Origin of the sequence: Phenylobacterium sp., assembly GCF_036563385.1 — a bacterium.
Classification (GTDB): Bacteria; Pseudomonadota; Alphaproteobacteria; order Caulobacterales; family Caulobacteraceae; genus Phenylobacterium.
The window spans coordinates 34,549-52,883 of sequence record NZ_DATCML010000016.1 but is presented as its reverse complement, the minus strand read 5'-3'; the positions used below and the strand labels follow the sequence as shown (position 1 = coordinate 52,883).

At 69.7% G+C, this 18,335-nt stretch carries 18 protein-coding genes; 14 read left to right on the top strand and 4 right to left on the bottom strand.

Annotation, left to right across the window (positions count from 1 at the left end; all coding sequences use genetic code 11):
- Nucleotides 1–41: 41 nt before the first annotated feature.
- Genes rfbF through VIL67_RS17805 form a run of 7 tightly spaced genes read left to right on the top strand, consistent with a single transcriptional unit; the run spans nucleotide 42 to nucleotide 6,203 of the window.
- A complete protein-coding gene (gene rfbF / locus VIL67_RS17835) occupies nucleotides 42–809 on the top strand; it encodes a glucose-1-phosphate cytidylyltransferase (RefSeq protein WP_332050269.1) in 768 nt (255 codons plus the stop codon).
- Nucleotides 797–1,858, top strand: a complete 1,062-nt coding sequence (gene rfbG / locus VIL67_RS17830) for a CDP-glucose 4,6-dehydratase (protein ID WP_332050268.1) — start codon at nucleotides 797–799, stop codon at nucleotides 1,856–1,858. Before rfbF ends, rfbG begins: the two co-directional genes overlap by 13 nt.
- Nucleotides 1,855–3,093: a class I SAM-dependent methyltransferase gene (locus VIL67_RS17825; protein WP_332050267.1), complete on the top strand. Its 1,239-nt coding sequence runs from the start codon at nucleotides 1,855–1,857 to the stop codon at nucleotides 3,091–3,093. Before rfbG ends, VIL67_RS17825 begins: the two co-directional genes overlap by 4 nt.
- Nucleotides 3,093–3,623: a dTDP-4-dehydrorhamnose 3,5-epimerase family protein gene (locus tag VIL67_RS17820; RefSeq protein ID WP_332050266.1), complete on the top strand. Its 531-nt coding sequence runs from the start codon at nucleotides 3,093–3,095 to the stop codon at nucleotides 3,621–3,623. Before VIL67_RS17825 ends, VIL67_RS17820 begins: the two co-directional genes overlap by 1 nt.
- Nucleotides 3,624–3,676: 53 nt before the next feature.
- Nucleotides 3,677–4,741 carry an FkbM family methyltransferase gene (locus VIL67_RS17815; RefSeq protein ID WP_332050265.1) on the top strand — a complete coding sequence of 355 codons (1,065 nt, stop codon included), beginning with the start codon at nucleotides 3,677–3,679 and terminating at the stop codon, nucleotides 4,739–4,741.
- Nucleotides 4,742–4,746: 5 nt separating this feature from the next.
- Entirely contained in the window at nucleotides 4,747–5,556 is an 810-nt protein-coding gene (locus tag VIL67_RS17810) for an NAD-dependent epimerase/dehydratase family protein (RefSeq protein WP_332050264.1), read from the top strand.
- Nucleotides 5,553–6,203, top strand: coding sequence for an LbetaH domain-containing protein (locus VIL67_RS17805; protein WP_332050263.1), 651 nt, complete (start codon nucleotides 5,553–5,555; stop codon nucleotides 6,201–6,203). The genes VIL67_RS17810 and VIL67_RS17805 overlap by 4 nt, the downstream gene beginning before the upstream one ends.
- Here VIL67_RS17805 and VIL67_RS17800 read toward each other — a convergent pair.
- From VIL67_RS17800 to VIL67_RS17785, 4 genes are all read right to left on the bottom strand, one after another.
- On the bottom strand, nucleotides 6,200–8,503 hold the full coding sequence (locus VIL67_RS17800) for an O-linked N-acetylglucosamine transferase family protein (RefSeq protein WP_332050262.1): 2,304 nt from the start codon (nucleotides 8,501–8,503) through the stop codon (nucleotides 6,200–6,202). The two genes, VIL67_RS17805 and VIL67_RS17800, sit on opposite strands and share 4 nt — an antisense overlap.
- A 92-nt stretch (nucleotides 8,504–8,595) precedes the next feature.
- On the bottom strand, nucleotides 8,596–8,862 hold the full coding sequence (locus VIL67_RS17795; RefSeq protein WP_332050261.1) for a SemiSWEET family sugar transporter: 267 nt from the start codon (nucleotides 8,860–8,862) through the stop codon (nucleotides 8,596–8,598).
- Nucleotides 8,863–8,865: 3 nt separating this feature from the next.
- Nucleotides 8,866–9,330 carry a response regulator gene (locus VIL67_RS17790; protein ID WP_332050260.1) on the bottom strand — a complete coding sequence of 155 codons (465 nt, stop codon included), beginning with the start codon at nucleotides 9,328–9,330 and terminating at the stop codon, nucleotides 8,866–8,868.
- A gap of 5 nt (nucleotides 9,331–9,335) precedes the next feature.
- Nucleotides 9,336–10,427, bottom strand: coding sequence for a histidine kinase dimerization/phosphoacceptor domain -containing protein (locus VIL67_RS17785; RefSeq protein ID WP_332050259.1), 1,092 nt, complete (start codon nucleotides 10,425–10,427; stop codon nucleotides 9,336–9,338).
- A gap of 131 nt (nucleotides 10,428–10,558) precedes the next feature.
- Here VIL67_RS17785 and VIL67_RS17780 point away from each other — a divergent pair, with 131 nt between their 5' ends.
- The 7 genes from VIL67_RS17780 to purD are packed head-to-tail and all read left to right on the top strand — an operon-like array spanning nucleotide 10,559 to nucleotide 18,278.
- Entirely contained in the window at nucleotides 10,559–11,962 is a 1,404-nt protein-coding gene (locus VIL67_RS17780) for an ATP-binding protein (RefSeq protein ID WP_332050258.1), read from the top strand.
- A gap of 58 nt (nucleotides 11,963–12,020) precedes the next feature.
- Nucleotides 12,021–13,451 carry a phosphate ABC transporter permease subunit PstC gene (gene pstC, locus VIL67_RS17775; protein WP_332050257.1) on the top strand — a complete coding sequence of 477 codons (1,431 nt, stop codon included), beginning with the start codon at nucleotides 12,021–12,023 and terminating at the stop codon, nucleotides 13,449–13,451.
- Nucleotides 13,444–14,742 (top strand): phosphate ABC transporter permease PstA, encoded by a 1,299-nt coding sequence (gene pstA / locus VIL67_RS17770; protein ID WP_332050256.1) that lies wholly within the window; start codon nucleotides 13,444–13,446, stop codon nucleotides 14,740–14,742. Before pstC ends, pstA begins: the two co-directional genes overlap by 8 nt.
- A gap of 5 nt (nucleotides 14,743–14,747) precedes the next feature.
- The gene (gene pstB / locus VIL67_RS17765) at nucleotides 14,748–15,560 is read left to right on the top strand and encodes a phosphate ABC transporter ATP-binding protein PstB (protein WP_414696221.1); all 813 of its coding nucleotides are present in this window, start codon (nucleotides 14,748–14,750) and stop codon (nucleotides 15,558–15,560) included.
- A gap of 11 nt (nucleotides 15,561–15,571) precedes the next feature.
- Nucleotides 15,572–16,264: a phosphate signaling complex protein PhoU gene (gene phoU, locus VIL67_RS17760; RefSeq protein ID WP_332050255.1), complete on the top strand. Its 693-nt coding sequence runs from the start codon at nucleotides 15,572–15,574 to the stop codon at nucleotides 16,262–16,264.
- A gap of 12 nt (nucleotides 16,265–16,276) precedes the next feature.
- A complete protein-coding gene (gene phoB / locus VIL67_RS17755) occupies nucleotides 16,277–16,966 on the top strand; it encodes a phosphate regulon transcriptional regulator PhoB (RefSeq protein WP_332050254.1) in 690 nt (229 codons plus the stop codon).
- Nucleotides 16,967–17,006: 40 nt separating this feature from the next.
- Nucleotides 17,007–18,278, top strand: a complete 1,272-nt coding sequence (purD, locus tag VIL67_RS17750; protein WP_332050253.1) for a phosphoribosylamine--glycine ligase — start codon at nucleotides 17,007–17,009, stop codon at nucleotides 18,276–18,278.
- Nucleotides 18,279–18,335 lie beyond the last annotated feature (57 nt).

Here is an 18,335-nt window from a genome sequence, read left to right as displayed (position 1 = left end):
CTCGATTCCGGGGGCGCGGCCCTGCACGGTGTAAGGTCCAGATGAAGACGGTGATCCTGGCCGGCGGTCTCGGCACACGCATCTCCGAGGAGAGCCATCTCAAGCCGAAACCGATGATCGAGATCGGCGGCCGGCCGATCCTCTGGCACATCATGAAGCTGTACTCGCACTACGGCTTCAACGACTTCGTCATCTGCCTCGGCTACAAGGGCTACGTGGTGAAGGAGTACTTCGCCAACTACGTCCTCCACAACGCCGACCTCACCGTCGATCTCGCCTCCGGCGCGCTGGAGTACCACGCCACCAACCACGAGCCCTGGCGCGTCACCCTGGTCGACACCGGCGAAGAGACCATGACGGGCGGCCGCCTGAAGCGCGTGGCGCGATACCTCGAACCCGACCAGCCGTTCTTCATGACTTACGGGGACGGCGTCGCCGACCTCGACCTTCGCAAGGCCGCCGAGTTCCACCGCAGCCACGGCAAGGACGCCACGGTGACCGCGGTCATACCGCCCGGGCGCTACGGGGCGCTGGAGATCGTCGACGGCCAGGTGCAGCGGTTCATCGAAAAGCCGCCCGGCGACAATGGCCTGATCAACGGCGGCTTCTTCGTGCTCAATCCGAAGGTGATCGAGCGGATCCAGGGGGACGCCACGATCTGGGAGCAGGAACCGCTGACAGGGCTTGCGGCCGACGGGCAGCTGATGGCGTTCCGCCACACGGGCTTCTGGGCTCCGATGGACACCCTGCGCGACAAGAACATCCTGGAAGGCCTGTGGGCCTCCGGCGAGGCCCCGTGGCGCAGGTAGATCCGGCCTTCTGGGCCGGCAAGCGCGTCCTGCTGACGGGCCATACCGGGTTCAAGGGCGCGTGGGCGGCGCTCTGGCTGCAGCGAATGGGCGCCGAGGTGACCGGCCTGGCGCTCGCGCCGGACCAGCAGCCCAGCCTGTTCGAACTGGCCGGGGTGGCGGCCGTGACGCAGTCGCGGCTGGTGGACCTGCGGGACCTGCCGGCCGTGGAGGCGGCGCTGTCCGCTCAGCGCCTGGACGTCGTCCTGCACATGGCCGCCCAGCCGATCGTGCGCACGGCCATCGAGGACCCGGTGGCGACGTTCGCCACCAACATCATGGGGACCGCGCACCTCCTGCAGGCGCTGCGTGGCCAGCCCGCGCTGCAGGCCGTGCTGGTGATCACCTCGGACAAGGTCTACGCCAACAGCGAGACGGGCAAGGCCTTCCAGGAGGGCGACGCGCTCGGCGGCAAAGACCCCTATTCGGCGTCCAAGGCGGCTACCGAGATCGTCGCCGCCAGTTTCGCCCGCAGCTACTTCGACAACGCCGGCGTCCCGGTCGCCACGGCCCGCGGCGGCAACGTCATCGGCGGCGGCGATTTCTCGCGCGACCGGCTGGTGGCCGACATCGTGCGGGCCGCACGCAGCCAGGAACCGGTGGTGCTGCGCCATCCGGAGGCGACGCGTCCCTGGCAGCACGTGCTGGACTGCGTGGCCGGCTACCTCGTGCACGCCCAGGCGCTGGCCACCCGGCCAGACGCGCCGCGGGCCCTGAACTTCGGGCCCCGCGCGGGCGGATCGGAAGTGACGGTGGGGGAACTGGCGAGCCTCGGCGTCGAGGGGCTGGGCGCCCAGCCCTGGCGGCACGAGCCGGATCCGAACTCCCTGGAAGCCAGGTCACTGGCCATTGACGCCAGCCTGGCCAAGCGGGTGCTGGGCTTCGAGAGCCGGCTCGACGCCCCCGAGGCGGTGCAGCTGACCATGGACTGGTACCGCCGCCAGGCGAACGGGGAGGACGCGCGCGCGCTTTGCCTCGAACAGATCGAGGGGTACGAAGCCCGCGCATGACGACGCCCGCCTGCCGCTTCTGCGGCGCCCCGCTCACCCACACCTTCCTCGACCTCGGCCGCCAGCCGGTGGCCAACGCCTACCTGACCCGCGAGCAGCTCGACGCCGGAACCGAACAGGCCTGGCCGCTGCACGCCCGGGTCTGTGGCCGCTGCTTCCTGGTGCAGGTGGACGACGCCGTGCCGCCGGAGGCGATCTTCGACGCCGACTACGCCTACTTCTCATCGTTCTCGGCGAGCTGGGTTGCGCACGCCAAGCGCTACGCCGAGGCCATGACCGAGCGCTTCGGGCTCGGGCCGGAGTCACTGGTGGTGGAGGTGGCCAGCAACGACGGCTACCTGCTGCAGCACTTCGTGGCCATGGACATCCCCGTGCTGGGGGTCGAGCCCACCGCGAACACCGCGGAAGCGGCGCGCCAGAAGGGGGTGCGCAGCGAGGTGACTTTCTTCAACGCTGAGACGGCCCCGCAGCTCGCCGCCCGCTACGGCCGGGCCGACCTGATGGCGGCCAACAACGTGCTGGCCCACGTGCCGCGGATCGGCGACTTCGTCGCCGGCTTCGGGCGCATGCTGAAGGACGAGGGCGTCCTCACCTTCGAGTTCCCGCACCTGCTGAACCTGATCGAGCAGGTCCAGTTCGACACCATCTACCATGAGCACTACTCGTACCTGTCGCTGGTGACGGTGGAGCAGGTGCTCGCGGCCAACGGCCTGCGGCCGTTCGACGTGGAGCTTCTGCCCACCCACGGCGGTTCGCTGCGACTGTTCGTCTGCCATGTGGGCTCGGGCCACGACGAGACCGACGCGCTGCGGGCGCTGCGCGCGCGCGAGGCGGCGGCTGGTCTTGACCGGATCGAGACCTACGGCGGGTTCACGCCGCGCGTGGAGGCGGTCCGCGACAGCTTCCAGGCCTTCCTCCGGCAGGCCAAGGCCGAGGGCAAGCGCATCGCGGCCTATGGAGCGGCCGCCAAGGGCAACACCTTCCTGAACTATTGCGGCGCGACCGCGGACGACATCGTCGCGGCGTTCGACGCCAACCCGGCCAAGCAAAACCGCTATCTGCCCGGCAGCCACGTGCCGATCCACGGGCCGGAAGCGGTGCGCGAAGTGCGACCGGACTATGTCGTGATCCTGCCCTGGAACCTCAAGGACGAGATCATGGGGCAACTGGACTACGTCCGGGAGTGGGGCGGCCGGTTCGTCACCGCCTCGCCGGAGACCCGGATCCTGCCCTGATGCGGTTCTCTCCGACCGAGATCGACGGCGTCGTGATCGTCGACGCCGAGCCGCGCAGCGACGAGCGGGGGGCCTTCGCGCGGCTGCACTGCCCCGACACCTTCGCCGCCGCGGGGAGCGCCTTCGCGCCGGCCCAGACCAGCCTGTCCCGCAACCCGACCGCAGGCACCCTGCGCGGTCTGCACTACCAGCCTGCGCCCCACGCCGAGACCAAGCTGGTGCGAGCCGTGCGCGGGCGGATCTTCGACGTCGCCGTGGACCTCCGCCCCGCGAGCCCCACTCACCGCCGCTGGACGGCCACCGAGCTGTCGGCCGAGAACCTGCGCGCCCTGCTGATCCCGGAGGGGGTGGCGCACGGGTTCCTGACGCTCGAGCCGGACACCGACGTGCTCTACCAGATCAGCCCGGCCTACCGCCCGGGCCACGAGGCGGGGGTCCGCTGGGACGATCCGGCGTTCGGCGTCGCCTGGCCCACGGCCCCCATCCTGATCTCCGCCCGCGACGCGGGCTACCCCGACTACCGGGGCTAAAGCTCCCAGGCGCGATCTGCTAGGAAGCGCCGAACAAGGACAGGTACAGACTGATGGCTCAGGAAAAGGCGATCGAGGCGCTCTCGCGCATCGCGGAGAAGGAAGACTGGCGCCAGGCTTTCGTCCGCCAGCTGATCGCCTTCGAAGGCCAGGTGCAGGCCCCGGGCGTCGACGTCCGCGAAGAGCTCACCGGCCCGCTGGTCGACGCCCTGTTCGACGATGACCAGGTGGTGCGCAAGACCCTCTCCAGCGGCGTCACCTTCGAGTTCCTCTACCGCTCCAAGATCGCCCGCGACTTCGTGATGTCGACGCCCGAGGCGCCCGACCACGCCTGGGAGCCGATGACCAGCCGCATCCTGGTGGACCTCGCCCGGCGCGCCCAGCAGGTGGTGATCGGCGGCGCCTACTTCGGCGACCACGCGGTGCTGATCGCCCGAGAGGTGGCGCAGCGCGGCGGCGTGGTGCACGCCTTCGAGCCCAACAGCCAGCAGCGCGCCATGCTGGCCCGCAACGCCGAGATCAACGGCCTGGGCAACATCCGGCCGCGCCCCGAGGGCCTGTGGCACGACAGCTCCACCAACCTGAAGCTCGTGGGCTACGACAGCTTCGCCAGCGCCGAAGCGGCGGACGAGGGCGCCGACGACAGCTTCCGTACGGTGACCATCGCCGACTATCTCCAGGCCGCCGGCGTCGACCGCCTGGACTTGATCGTGCTCGACATCGAAGGCGCGGAGCTCGGGGCGCTGAAGGGCGCCGAGCCGTTCCTGGCCCGGCCCGCGGGCGAGGCGCCCGACATCCTGTTCGAGGTGCATCGCCATTACGTGGACTGGACCCACGGCCTGCTGGAGACGGACATCGCCCGCCTGCTCACCGGCCACGGCTACACGCTCTTTGCGCTTAGAGATTTCAACTCGAACTACGACCTGGCGGGCAGGCCCGTGGAGCTGATCCCGGCCGACGCCGTCTACCTGGAGGGCCCGCCGCACGGGTTCAACATGGTGGCGGTGAAGGACGCGTCGGTGTTCGACAACCCCGGCTACCGGATCGTCCGCGACGTCAGCCCCAAATACCTGCGCCACAAGGACCCGGCGCTGCACCATCCCATCGGCGGCCTCTGAACGCCTTGGGCCGGCAGGCGACCATCGTTGGCGCACCGGGGTTCGTCGGCCAGCGCCTGCACGCCCGCCTGAGAACCGAAGGCTGGGACCTCTATGCGCCGGCCAAGGGCGACCCGGAGCTGCTCGGCCGCGACCTGGGCGTCGTGTTCTACTGCGCAGGCCTGACCGCCGACTACGACCGCCGGCCGTTCGACACCGTGGCCGCGCACGCCAGCCTGGTCAGCGAGATCGCCCGGCAGGGGCGGTTCGAGCGGCTGATCTACCTGTCGTCCACGCGGCTCTACGATGGTCAGCTGCGCGCCGAGGTGGGCGAGGACGAGCCCCTGCTGTTCGATCCCCGCGACCCGCGCCGGGTCTACGACCTCTCCAAGGCCCTGGGCGAGAACATCACCGTCGCCCGCACCGGCGGCCGCGGCGCCGTGGCGCGGCTGGCGAATGTCTATGACTGGGCGGACGGCGCGCCGGGCTTCCTGTCCGAATGGCTGATCCGCGCCCGGCGCGAGCGGTCGCTGCGCCTGGAGTCCAGTCCGCACATCCGCCGCGACTACATCCACCTGGACGACGTGGTGGAAGCCCTGGTGGCCATGGCGAGCGGTGAGCCGGCGGGCATCGTCAATCTGGCCAGCGGCGAACTGGTGTCGAACGCCGAGATCGCCGGGGTTTTCCGCGCCGCCGGCTGGGAAATCGCCTTCGCTGGCGAGGCGGAGCCGCCGCCGCCGCCCAACGCCCGGATCGACAAGCTGCGCCGGCTCGGTGTCCACCCGCGCCCCGTCCGCGACGTCGTCCGGGCCTATCTGGAGGGCCTCGCCCCGTGAAGCTGGTCGACCATAGCCGCGAGTCCCTGCTGGACTACACCGTGCGCCAGTGCGCCCACGTCGTCCCGGACGGACAGGACGCGGCGTTCCGGACCGTCGTCGACGCCCACCTGGACGAGGCGCTGGAACGGCTCCACCGTTGCATCAACGCCTGCGCGCCGTGGCGCCCGGACCAGTTCAACGTGCTGCAGTCCTCGCAGCACTGCATCTATCTCTACTACCTCAGCAACACGATCTGGAGGCGCTCGGGCGACACCGCCGCGCCGACGCGCCTGTTCCTGATGAACAAGGCCTTCAACGGCATCGACCTGTTCTACGAGATCGCCATGCCGGAGGTGTTCTACATCGGCCACAGCGTCGGCATCGTCTTGGCCAAGGCGACCTACGGCAACTACCTGGTGCTCTACCAGAACTCCACCGTCGGTCGACACAAGGACCAGATCCCGGTCATCGGCGACCGGGTGGTGCTCTATCCCAACACCGCGGTGATCGGCCGCTCGGTGGTGGAGAACGACTGCGTCATCAGCCAGGGCACGAGCGTGATCAACAGGCGCACGCCGGCCGGCCAGATGGTGTTCCGCGCGGCCGAAGGCCTGGCCTTCAGCCCGCGGCCCGAGGACCTGCTGCAGGAATATTTCCGGCTCTAGGCGCGGGCCTTCGCGGGCTGATCGCTCTCAACGGCGCGCGCCACCATGTCGTAGAAGTCGCGGGCCCAGGTCTCCGTCTGGCCGAGCGGGCTCTGTCGGATGGTCTCGCGCAGGCTCTGGCGCAGCGCGCGCCGGCGCTCGCGGTCGTCCACCAGCCTGTGGGCGATCGCCTGGTACTCCTCCAGCGACGTGGCGCAGAGGTCGCCCAGTCCGGCGTTGGACAGGATCGAGTAGCTCAGCCGCTCGAAGAACGCCTCGCCGCGCAGGCTGACCAAGGGAACGCCCATCCACAGCGACTCGGTGGTCGTGGTGCCGCCGGTGAGCGGGAAGGGGTCCAGGGTGATGTCGATCTCGTTGTAGAACGGCATGTGCCGCCCGCGCACGGTGTGGAAGATCACCCGGTCCTCGGACACGCCTTCGGCGGCGAACTCGGCCAGGACGTTCTTCCGGAAGGTCGCCGTGCCGCCCTCCGGGCGCACAAAGGCGAAGCGGGCCTGCGGCACGCTGGCGGTGACCCGCGCCCAGGCGCGCAGCACCTCGCGGCCATATTTGTGCGGATTGTTGGCCGTTCCGAAGGTGATGAAGCCGTTGCGCTCCTCCGGCAGGCCGTCGGCGACCGGGTGCTGGTCGGCGAACACCGCCCGGCCCAGCGCAAGCCAGGTGTGCGGCATCACCAGCGGCTTCTCCACCAGCAGGTCGGGCTTGTCAGGTTTGGAATAGGGGTCGCAGACGAAGTAGTCGATCGTCGAGAGCCCTGCGGAATGGGGGTAGCCCAGCCAGCTCGCCTGCAGCGGGGCGGGGCGCCAGGCCATCACCTCGAGCCGGTTCATGTAGGTCGAGCCGCCCAGTTCGATGAGGATGTCGAGCTGGTCCTCCGCGATCCTCTCGGCCGCGTCGCGTGGCGTGATGTCGGGCCACCAGCGATAGGCGCTGACCTGCTCGGCGATGTAGCGCTGAAGCGGATCCTCCTGGCCCAGGTAGTAGGAGTAGACGAACACCTCGAAGCGGTCGCGGTCGACGTGATCGAACAGCGGCAGGGCGAAGTACCCCACCGGGTGCTGTCGCAGGTCGGAGGACATGAAGCCCAGGCGGATCTTGCCGCTCCGCGGCGCCGGCGGGGGACGCTTGATGGGCACGCTCTTGGCCGTCGCCTCGATGGTGCGACCCCAGATGCGGTGCTGTTCCACGAGCTCCAGCCGGTCCTCGTGCGTCTTCACCCGGGCGAGCTGCTTCAGCAGGGCGGTGTGCCGGCCCGTCTCCGCCCACTGCCGGCCAAGGGTGCGGAAGTCGCCCAGCTGGTCCATCTCGTCGAAGGCGCACACCCGGATCAGCACCTCGTTGGCGATCTTCGAGTGCGCCGCCGTGAAGGCCTGCTTCTGCTGCAGCGCATCCCGGATCAGCTGGTAGGCTTCCTCGATGTTCGCGCCCTCGTCGCCGGAGCGGGTGCGCTCCAGGCTCTCGATCAGCGACATCCGGTAGTCGAGCCGGTCGGGCGCGAGCTCGACCGCGCGCCGCAGATGCCCGTTCGCGCGCTCCCGGTCGATATCGGTGAGCACGGACCCCAGCTGGCCATGCAGCCACGCCTCGCCGCCGAACTTCGGGCTCAGCTCGTTCAGGTAGGCTTCCGCGCGGCGGTTCTCGCCGGCCCGACGCAGGAGCACCGCCTTGGCCTCGAGCAGCTTGGTGCTGGTCGGGTTGGCGGCGATCGCCCTGTCGAGAACCTCCTCCGCCTCGCGCGGCCGGTGCTGCTCATCCAGGCACCCGGAAAGGTCGAGCCAGGCGTCGATCAGCGTCTTGTCGAGGCTGGTCGCCTGCCGGAACCGCAGCATGGCCGGTTCGCGCTTGCCCTGCCGGTGCAGGGCCCGCCCGTACTGCCGCTGCAGCTCCGCGTCTCGCGGCGAAAGCCGCACCAGCTTGGCGAATACCGCCTCAGCGCGCGCCGGCTCGCCCATGTCCAGCAGGACATTTCCGCGGTTGCTGAGCGGGGCCATGTTCTTCGGCTGCAGCCGTGACGCCTGGTCCAGCGCCTTCAACGCCTCGTCGTATCGCTTGAGCTGCCGGAGCAGCACGCCGCGGACGTTCCAGATCTCGAAATCGCGGGGGTAGCGTTCCACGGCCTTGGCCGCCCAGCTCTCCCCTTCGGCGTAGCGACCCTGGCGGTACAGCTGGACCAGGAGCACGCGGTAGACCTGGGCCGGTCGGGCCGGATCCTCGTCGATCGCGGCGGTGAGGTGCTCGACAGCCTCGGACGAGCGACCGGCCTTCAGCGCCGCTTCCGCCAACTCCAACCGGTTGCTCATGCCCTTGCGCCCCTTTGTCCGCAGCGTGGCGAAAACGGCGGGAGGCTTAAGGCCAGGCGGCGTGCATGGCTAGGGGCGGGGCGCCGCAGCCCTCAGGCGCGACGGCTGAAGCGCCATTTCAGGGTCAGGATGGTCGCCGACAGCACCAGGCAGACGGCGTTGGCCCCCATCACCGGCCAGCTGCGGATCAGCACGCCGTAAAGCGTCCAAAGCACGAAGCCGGTCACCGTCAGCATGAACATCCGCAGCGAGATCGACGAGGCGTCCCGCTCGCGCCAGATCTTCACGATCTGGGGCGTGAAGCTCAGCATGGAGCAGAGCGCTGCGCCGGTTCCGATGATGTCTGCCCACTTTTCCAAGGTTCAGGCCGTCATCGCGTAATCCGCGCCCCAACGGCGCTGGTAAGCGGGCGACAGGTGGAGCCCGATCGGCGGCGGTCCCGGCGCCTGGCCCTGTCTCAGGCACGTCTCGAGATAGCTCAGCGCCAGCTTCACGCCGTGCTCGGAGTACGGCTTCCCGACCACCCCGCAGGCGCCGGCGAAGTCCTCCGGCAGGCGCAGAACGTTGGCGGTCATGAACAGAACCACGGCGCCGCAGTCGCAGGCGATCCGCCGCGCCGCGTCCACGCCCGTCGGTCCGTCCTGCAGGTGCACGTCCACGAGGGCGAGGTCGGGTGTAAGCTGGCTCGCGAGCTCCACCGCCTCGTCCGAGCTCATCGCCAACCCCACGTCACGACAGCCCACCTCGCGCACGATGAACTGCAGCTCCACCGCGAGCAGGACCTCGTCTTCGACGATCAGGATGTTCAGGGGCGGTTCGGAGGACATGGGGCTCACGGAGGCGTCGGCATCGTAACGACCGCACGAAGCCCGGGTTGCGTGTCCTCGAACACGAGCTTGGCCTTAAGCTGCTGGGCGAGCAGCTGGATGATGGTCAGGCCGAAGCCGTTGCGCTCGGTTGGCGGCGGGAGGCCGGGCCCGGTATCGGCGACCACCAGGTCGAAGGCCTCGGGGTATCGCCGCACCGCGACGGTGACCACCCCGGGGGTTCCTTCGGGATAGGGGTGCTTGAGCGCGTTCGAGACCAGCTCGTTGGCGAGCAGGGCCAGAGGAGCGGCCTGGCTGGCCGGCACCGCGACGGGTTCCAGGTCCAGGCGCAGCTGCAGGTCGTCGCGGCGCGCCGACGCCGCCAGATCGGCGGCCAGATCACGCAGGAAGTCGGCGACGTCAAAGCGCTGCACGTCTCCCCCCTGGAACAGCCGCCGGTGAACCGTGGCGATGGCGCCGACACGCTCGAGCATGCTGCGCAGCGCCTTGCGGGTGCTCTCCTCCGGCGTCCGCCGGGTCTGCAGGAGCAGCAGCGACGAGATCAGCTGCAGGTTGTTCTTCACCCGGTGATCGACCTCGTGCAGCAGGCTGGTCTTCTGCTCCAGGGCCGCCTCCAGTTCGCGGGCCCGCACGTGGATGTCGCTCTTCAGGTGCTCGCGCTCGGCGTCCTGCGCCGCGCGGCGGGCGGTCACGTCGAACTGCGAGCCGAAGAAGTAGACAATCTCGCCGGCGTCGTTCCGCACCGGGCTGACGAAGAGCTGGTTCCAGAACAGCCGGCCATCCTTGCGGTAGTTGGCGAGCTCCACCGTCACGTCCTGGCCCGCGGCCAGGCTGTCGCGCACCTGCGCCAGCGTCGCCGGGTCGGTTTCAGGCCCCTGCAGGAAGCGGCAGTTGCGGCCGATCACCTCTTCCCGGCCATAACCGGTGAGGCCGAGGAAGGCGTCGTTGGCGAAGATGATCGGGTTGTCGGCCTGCCTCGCATCGGTGATCACGATGGGCATCCGCGTGCCGCGGATCGCCGCTGCAAAGGGGTCGTCGGTGGCGTGCTCTGCGTCCAGGGCTCGGCCTGCGCGCTGCGCTGCTTTGACGTTGGTCATGGCGAGTGGAATGTCCCGAACGGACTGGAACGGTAACGGCAAAGGTTGGTTCCCGCGTAATCCGAGCGCGCTGTCATCGCCGTGACACACGGCTGGAGATGCTGGAGACTCCGCCCCAAGGAGGAATCGTCTTGCCTGCCACACCGCCGCGCGCCCCCGAGCAGGCGCCCCGCTGGCCGCTGCTCGCCGTGGCCGGGGCAGGGCTCGTGGTTCTCCTGGTGCTCGCGATCCTGGGCAGCCTGACCATCTCGGAGGCGGCTTTCGGCGGCGCGCTGATCGCCTTCGCGGCGGCCATCGTCATGGTGCTGGTGGATCGTTCGGCGGAGGCGAGGTTCCAGGCGTTCCTCCGCGCGTCGGCCGAACAGGCGGACGAGGCTCCGCCGTTCTCCACCCTGATCAGCGTCCTGCCGGATCCGATCCTGGTGGTCTCTGCCGGCGAGGCCGATGACTTCACCAGCCGGCGGTTCATCTTCGCCAATCCGGCGGCCCGTGAGTTGCTCGGCGTCAGCCGCAGCGAGGGACTCCTGATCAGCGCCACCCGGGACCCCGCGGTCCTGCGGGCGGTGGACGAGGCGCTGTTCGAAGGACGCGACGCCGAGGCCCTGCACGACCGCGGCGGGGCTCAGGCGCGCGTGCTGCGCGCCTATGCCCGCCCCCTGGGGCTGGCGCTCAACGGACGGCGGCTGGCGCTTCTGGTGTTCCGCGACGAGACCGAATTCCATCGTCTGGAGCGGACGCGGGTCGATTTCCTCGCAAACGCCAGCCATGAGTTGCGCACCCCGCTCGCGTCGCTCTCCGGGTTCATCGAAACCCTTCGCGGCCATGCCCGTGACGACGCCGCCGCGCGGGACCGATTCCTCGGCATCATGCAGGCCCAGGCCGAGCGCATGCGCCGCTTGATCGACGACCTGCTGTCGCTGTCGCGCATCGAGCTGAACGAGCACGTGGCCCCGTCCGGCCAGGTCGATCTGGCCGGCGCCGTATCCGACGTGCTCGACGCCGCCGCGCCTATCGCCCAGGAACGCGAGGTCCGGTTTGAAGTGACCGCGCCGGGCTCGGCCTTGATCACCGGCGACCGCGACCAGATCGTTCAGGTGGTCCAGAACCTTGTGGACAATGCGCTGAAGTACTCGAGACCGGGCGGTGTGGTGCGCATCGGCCTGGACGCCGGCTTGAACGCCGACGCCGCGGCGGCCGGCCGCCGAGCTGACGCGGCGCGCCTGCCGCTGCTGACGCCCGACGAGCCGTATGCCCGCTACGTCGCCTTGCGGGTGGCCGACGAGGGCGCCGGCATCGCCCGCGAGAACCTGCCCCGGCTGACGGAGCGGTTCTACCGCGTCGAGGGCCAGAAGAGCGGCGAGCGCTCGGGCACCGGGCTCGGTCTGGCCATCGTCAAGCACATCGCCAATCGCCACCGGGGCGGCCTGGCCGTGGAAAGCGCCCAGGGGCAGGGGACGACGTTCACGGTCTACTTCCCCCAGGCCGCCGCGCCTGCCTCGCAGGCCGCCCCGGCGGCTGTCGTCAAAGTGTCATGAGACTGTAGCATACCGCCCGGGTCCGGCGGGGGCGTCCCCGCGGCAAGTGGGACCCGGCATGATCACCTGGGCTGCGCTGGCGGCGCTTCTCCTCTTCTCGGCGGCGACCTACGTCCTGGGCCGCCGACGGCTCGCCGGCCAGTCGGGCGAGAGCCATTCCCGCCCCGGCTATCATGGCGCCTACGTCGCGCTGTGGGCGACCGTCCCGGCGCTGCTGGTGCTCATCCTGCACATGGCTTTCGCCGGCCGGCTCGAGGCCGCACTCCTGCGGGTCGACGCGCCGCCTGCGGTCACCGCCATGACCGCCCAGCAGCAACAGGTGTTCTTCGACGACGTGCGGGCTATCGCGCGGGGCGCGCAGCCCAGCGAGACCATCTACGACCCCGCGCAGCAGGCCGCGCTGGACGCCGAGGCGGCCGAGGCCCGCAGCCTCGACCAGGGCCTGCGGCTAGGCGCGCTCGCCCTGGCGGCGGTGCTGGCCGCCGGCGGCTTCGTTCTGGCCTGGCGGCGACTGTCGCCGGCGTTCCGGGCCCGCAACCGGGTCGAAGGATGGCTGGCGGGCCTGCTGCTCATCTGTTCGGTGGTGGCCGTACTCACCACCGTCGGCATCGTCGCCTCGCTGGCCTATGAGAGCCTGCGCTTCTTCCAGGCCGTATCGCCGCTGCACTTCCTGTTCGGGACCCAGTGGGACCCGCAGATCGCCATCCGCGCCGACCAGGTCGCGGCCGAGGGCGCCTTCGGCGCCGTGCCGCTCTTCGTGGGCACCTTCCTAATCATGCTGATCGCCATGGCCGTGGCCGCGCCGATCGGCCTGTTCTCGGCCATCTATCTCTCGGAATACGCCAGCGGCTGGACCCGGGCGGTCGTCAAACCGCTGCTGGAGATCCTCGCCGGGGTGCCGACGGTGGTCTACGGCTTCTTCGCCGCGCTGACCGTTGGGCCACTGTTCCGCGGCTTCTTCAACGCCATCGGCGAGCGCCTGGTGGGGGGGCCGTTCAACGAGCTCGGGCTCTACCTCGCGCAAGTGCAGAACCAGATGGCGCTGGTAGCCGGGGCGGTCATGGGGATCATGCTGATCCCGTTCGTCTCCTCGCTGTCGGACGACATCCTCAACGCCGTGCCCCAGTCGCTGCGCGACGGCAGCCTGGCGATGGGGGCGACCCGCTCCGAGACCGTGAAGAAGGTGGTCCTTCCGGCCGCGCTTCCGGGCATCGTCGGCGCCCTGCTGCTGGGCGTCTCGCGCGCGATCGGCGAGACCATGATCGTCACCATGGCCGCGGGCCTGCAGGCGCGCACCACCTTCAATCCGCTGGACACGGTGACCACCGTGACCGTGCAGATCGTCACCCTGCTCACCGGGGACCAGGAATTCGACAGCCCCAAGACGCTGTCTGCCTTCGGACTCGGCCTGACGCTCTTCGTCGTGACGCTGGCGCTCAACGTCGTCGCTCTCCGCATCGTCCAGAAGTACCGGGAACAGTATGACTGACGCCGCCCTTCCCACCGCGGCGACCGCCGCTGAACGGCGCAGCCTGGCGGAGGCGCGGCTGAAGCGCCGCCGCGCGCAGGAGACGCGCTTCATGTGGTATGGCCGCCTGGCCATCCTGGTGGCGCTCGCCTTCCTCACCATCCTGATCGGGCGCATCGCCCTCCAGGGCTACACGACTTTCGTGGATTACCGGATCAGCGTGCCGGTGCTGGTGGATCCGGCGCGCGTGGACCGCGCGGACATCACGGGCGCGAACTACGACCAGATGGTCGCCGAGGCGGTGCTGGCGAAGCTGGGGGAAACCGACGACGAGTTCGGCGAGACCTCGGGCGAGCTGAAGGAACTGCTCTCCAACGACCTGGGCTTCCAGATCCTCGACCAGGTCCGCGCCGACCCCGGCCTGATCGGCCGGACGGTGACCGTCACGGGTCCGCTCGGCGCCGACGCCGGACTTTACTTCAAAGGCGAGCTGGATCGCGCGACCCCCGAGGCGGACCGCAAGCTCGACGACCGCCAACTGGCCTGGCTCGACAAGATGAAGGCCCAGGGCATGGTCTCCTCCAGCTTCAACCTCGGCTTCCTCACCCGCTCCGACTCCACCGAGCCCGAGCAGGCGGGCGTGCTTGGGGCGGTGGTGGGCTCCGCACTGATGCTGATCGTGACCGCAGCCCTGGCTGTGCCGATCGGCATGCTGGCCGCGGTCTACCTCGAGGAATTCGCGCCGAAGAACCGGTGGACCGACATCATCGAGGTGAACATCAACAACCTCGCCGCCGTGCCCTCCATCGTCTACGGGCTTCTGGGTCTGGCGGTGTTCATCAACTGGCTGGCCGTGCCCCGCTCCTCTCCGCTGGTCGGCGGGCTGGTGCTCGCCCTGATGAGCCTGCCTACGGTGATCATCGCCACCCGCGCCTCGCTGAAGGCCGTGCCGCCGTCGATCCGCGAAGCGGCGCTGGCGGTGGGGGCCTCGCGCACCCAGACCGTCTTCCACCACGTCCTGCCCCTCGCAATGCCGGGTGTGATGACCGGCGCCATCCTCAGCCTGGCCCATGCGCTCGGCGAGACCGCGCCCCTGCTGATGATCGGCATGGTCTCCTTTGTGCCCGGCGTGCCCGCTGGCTTCACCGAAGGGGCCACGGTTCTGCCGGTGCAGATCTTTATCTGGGAGAACGCGTCCGAGCGCGCCTTCCACGAACGGACGGCGGCGGCGATCCTCGTCCTGCTCGTCTTCATGATCCTCATGAACCTGGCGGCCATCCTGGTGCGCCGCCGGTTCGAACGTCGCTGGTGAGCGCCATGAACCTCAATCCGCACATCTCTGTCGACGTACAGTCGGCGAGCGTCCCGCCGCGACCCGTGAAGGTCCGCGCCCGTAACGTCAGCGTCTTCTACGGGGACAAGCAGGCCCTGTTCGACGTCTCGCTCGACGTGCCGGAGCGCGCCGTGACCGCCCTGATCGGGCCGTCAGGCTGCGGGAAGTCCACCTTCCTGCGCTGCATCAATCGCATGAACGACACCATCGTCGGCGCACGGGTGCAGGGCTCGATCGAGCTGGACGGCGAGGACGTCAACGATCGCGCGCTGGATCCGGTGCTGCTGCGGGCGCGCGTCGGCATGGTCTTCCAGAAGCCGAACCCGTTCCCAAAGAGCATCTACGAGAACGTGGCCTACGGCCCCCGCATTCATGGGCTGGCCACCTCCAAGTCCGAGCTCGACGCCGTCGTCGAAACCTCGCTGAAGCGCGCCGGCCTGTGGAACGAGGTTTCGGACCGGCTGCACCAGTCGGGCTCCGGCCTCTCCGGGGGGCAGCAGCAGCGGCTGGTGATCGCCCGCGCCATCGCCGTGAAGCCCGAGCTGATCCTGATGGACGAACCCTCCTCCGCCCTCGACCCCATCGCCAGCGCCCGCATCGAGGAGCTGATGGACGAACTGCGCGAGGAGTACACGATCGTCATCGTCACCCACTCCATGGCGCAGGCGGCCCGCGTCTCGCAGAAGACCGCCTTCTTCCACCTGGGCAAGCTGGTGGAGGCCGGGCCGACGGACGAGATCTTCACCAACCCGCGGGACACCCGCACCCAGGACTACATCACCGGCCGGTTCGGCTAGCGAGGCCTCCGATGCACGAACACATCGTCAAGTCCTTCGAGGACGAGCTGAACACGCTGACCGCCGAGTGCGCCCGCATGGGCGGCCTGGCCGAGGCGCAGGTCGCCGACGCTATTCAGGCCGTCGTCAAGCGCGAACAGGCCCTGGCCTCCAGCCTCGTCGAGCGCGACGAGCAGCTGGACGTCCTGCAGCAGGAGATCGAGCGCAAGGCGATCCGCCTGATCGCGCTTCGCCAGCCGCTGGCTAACGACCTGCGCCGCACCGTGGCCGCCATGAAGATCGCGGGCGAGCTGGAGCGCACCGGCGACCTGGCCAAGAACATCGCCAAGCGGACGCTGGTGATCGTCGAGTCCGAACCCATGCAGCCGCTGACCCGCTCGCTGGAGCGCCTGGGCAAGCTGGTGCTGGCACGGCTGAACTCGGTGCTCGACGCCTACACCCGCTCGGACGTGCAGCGCGCGCTTGCCGTCTGGTCTCAGGACGACGAGGTCGACGAGCACTACAACAGCCTGTTCCGCGAGCTGCTCACCTACATGATGGGCGATCCGCGGACGATCACCGCCTGCGCCCACATGCTGTTCGTGGCCAAGAACCTGGAGCGGATCGGCGACCACGCCACCAACATCGCCGAGATGGTCTGCTACGAGAACACCGGCGAAGAGATGGTCCAGGCGCGTCCCAAGACCGACGCGTTCACGGCGTAAGGAGGACCCCGCTTGCAGCCCCGCATCCTGGTGGTCGAGGACGAGGACAGCCTGGCCACTCTCCTGCACTACAACCTCGAGAAGGAGGGCTACGACGTCGTCCTGGCCGGCGACGGCGAGGAGGCCCTCTTGCTCGTCGACGAGCGCCTGCCGGATCTCATCGTGCTGGACTGGATGCTGCCCAAGGTCTCGGGCATCGAGGTCTGCCGGCGGATCCGCCAGCGGCCGGAGGCGCGCAATGTGCCGATCATCATGCTCACCGCCCGCGGCGAGGAGAGCGACCGTATTCGCGGCCTCGACACCGGGGCCGACGACTATGTGGTGAAGCCGTTCTCGATGACCGAACTGGCCGCCCGCGTCCGCGCCGTGCTGCGCCGCCTGCGCCCCGGTCTGGCGGAGGATCGCGTGCGCTGCGGCGACATCGTCATGGACCGCGTCGCCCACCGGGTGAAGCGCGGCGGCCAGGAGGTTCACCTCGGGCCCACCGAGTTCCGCCTGCTCGACCACTTCATGCAGCACCCCGGGCGCGTCTTTTCCCGCGAGCAGCTGCTGGACGCCGTCTGGGGTTCGGACGTCTACGTGGAAGCCCGGACAGTGGACGTGCACATCGGCCGGCTGCGCAAGGCGCTCAACGCATCGGAGGGCGGCGACCCGATCCGCACGGTCCGCTCCGCGGGCTATGCCCTCGACCTCGAAGGCTGATCCTTGACCGTGGCGCGTGCGCGGGCGAAAGCGCCGGGCCATGAACATCCTCCTCGTCGGCTCGGGCGGGCGTGAGCACGCCCTGGCCTGGAAGATCGCCCAGTCGCCGCTGGTGACCCGCCTCGTCGCCTCGCCGGGCAATCCTGGCATGGCGCAGATCTGCGAGTGCGCGCCGCACAAGCCGACCGAGGTCGCCGGGCTGGTCCAGCTGGCCCGCGACATGGCCGCCGACCTCGTGGTGATCGGCCCCGAGGTGGCGATCGCCGCCGGCCTCGCCGACGCCCTGGAGGCGGCGCAGATCCCCTGCTTCGGCCCCACCGCCGCCGCCGGCCGGTTGGAGTCCTCCAAGGCCTTCACCAAGGCCTTCGCCGAGCGCCATCACCTGCCCACCGCTCGCTACCGCATCTGCCAGGATCGCGACGCCGCCCACGCCGCGCTCGCGGACTTCCAGCCGCCCTACGTAGTCAAGGCTGACGGCCTGGCCGCCGGCAAGGGCGTGGTGATCGCCGAGGATCGCGCCGCCGCCGAAGCGGCCATCGACGACGCCTTCTCGGGCGGTTTCGGCGAGGCCGGCCAGGTGATCGTGCTGGAGGAGTTCCTCGAGGGCGAGATCGGCTCGCTTTTCGCGCTCAGCGACGGCGCGACCTCCAAGCTGTTCGGCGGCGTCCAGGACCACAAGCGCGCCTTCGACGGCGAGCAGGGCCCCAACACCGGCGGCATGGGGACCTATTCGCCGGCCCCCGTTTTCACCGACCAGCTGGTCGCCCAGACCGACGAGCGGCTGGTGAAGCCGGCCTTCCGGGCCATCGCGGAGGAGGGCGCCCCCTACCGCGGCGTGCTGTTCGTGGAGCTGATGGCGACGCGCGACGGGCCGAAGCTGGTGGAGTTCAACGCCCGCTTCGGCGATCCCGAGTGCCAGGTCCTGATGCTGCGGCTGGAGAGCGATCTCGTCCCCTACCTGATGGCCTGCGCCACCGGCCGCCTGGCCGAGACGCCCGAACCTGTCTGGCGCGACGAGGCCGCCGTCTGCGTGGTGCTCGCCGCCCGCGGCTACCCGGGCGCACCGGAGGCCGGCAGCGTGATCCGGGGCGCCGAGCAGGACTTCGGCCCGCATGTGCAGGTGTTCCACGCCGGCACGGCGCGAGGCGAGGACGGCCAGCTGCGCGCCGCCGGCGGCCGCGTGCTCAACGTCTGCGCCACGGGGCGCGACCTCGCCGAGGCGCGCGAGCACGCCTATGGCGCCGTGGCCGCCATCGACTGGCCCGAGGGCTTCCACCGCACCGACATCGGCTGGCGCGCGCTCTCCCGCTGAACCCTTCCGGGCTTGGCCGCCGGCGGGTAAGGTGGTTTCAAACAAGCGTACGAACGC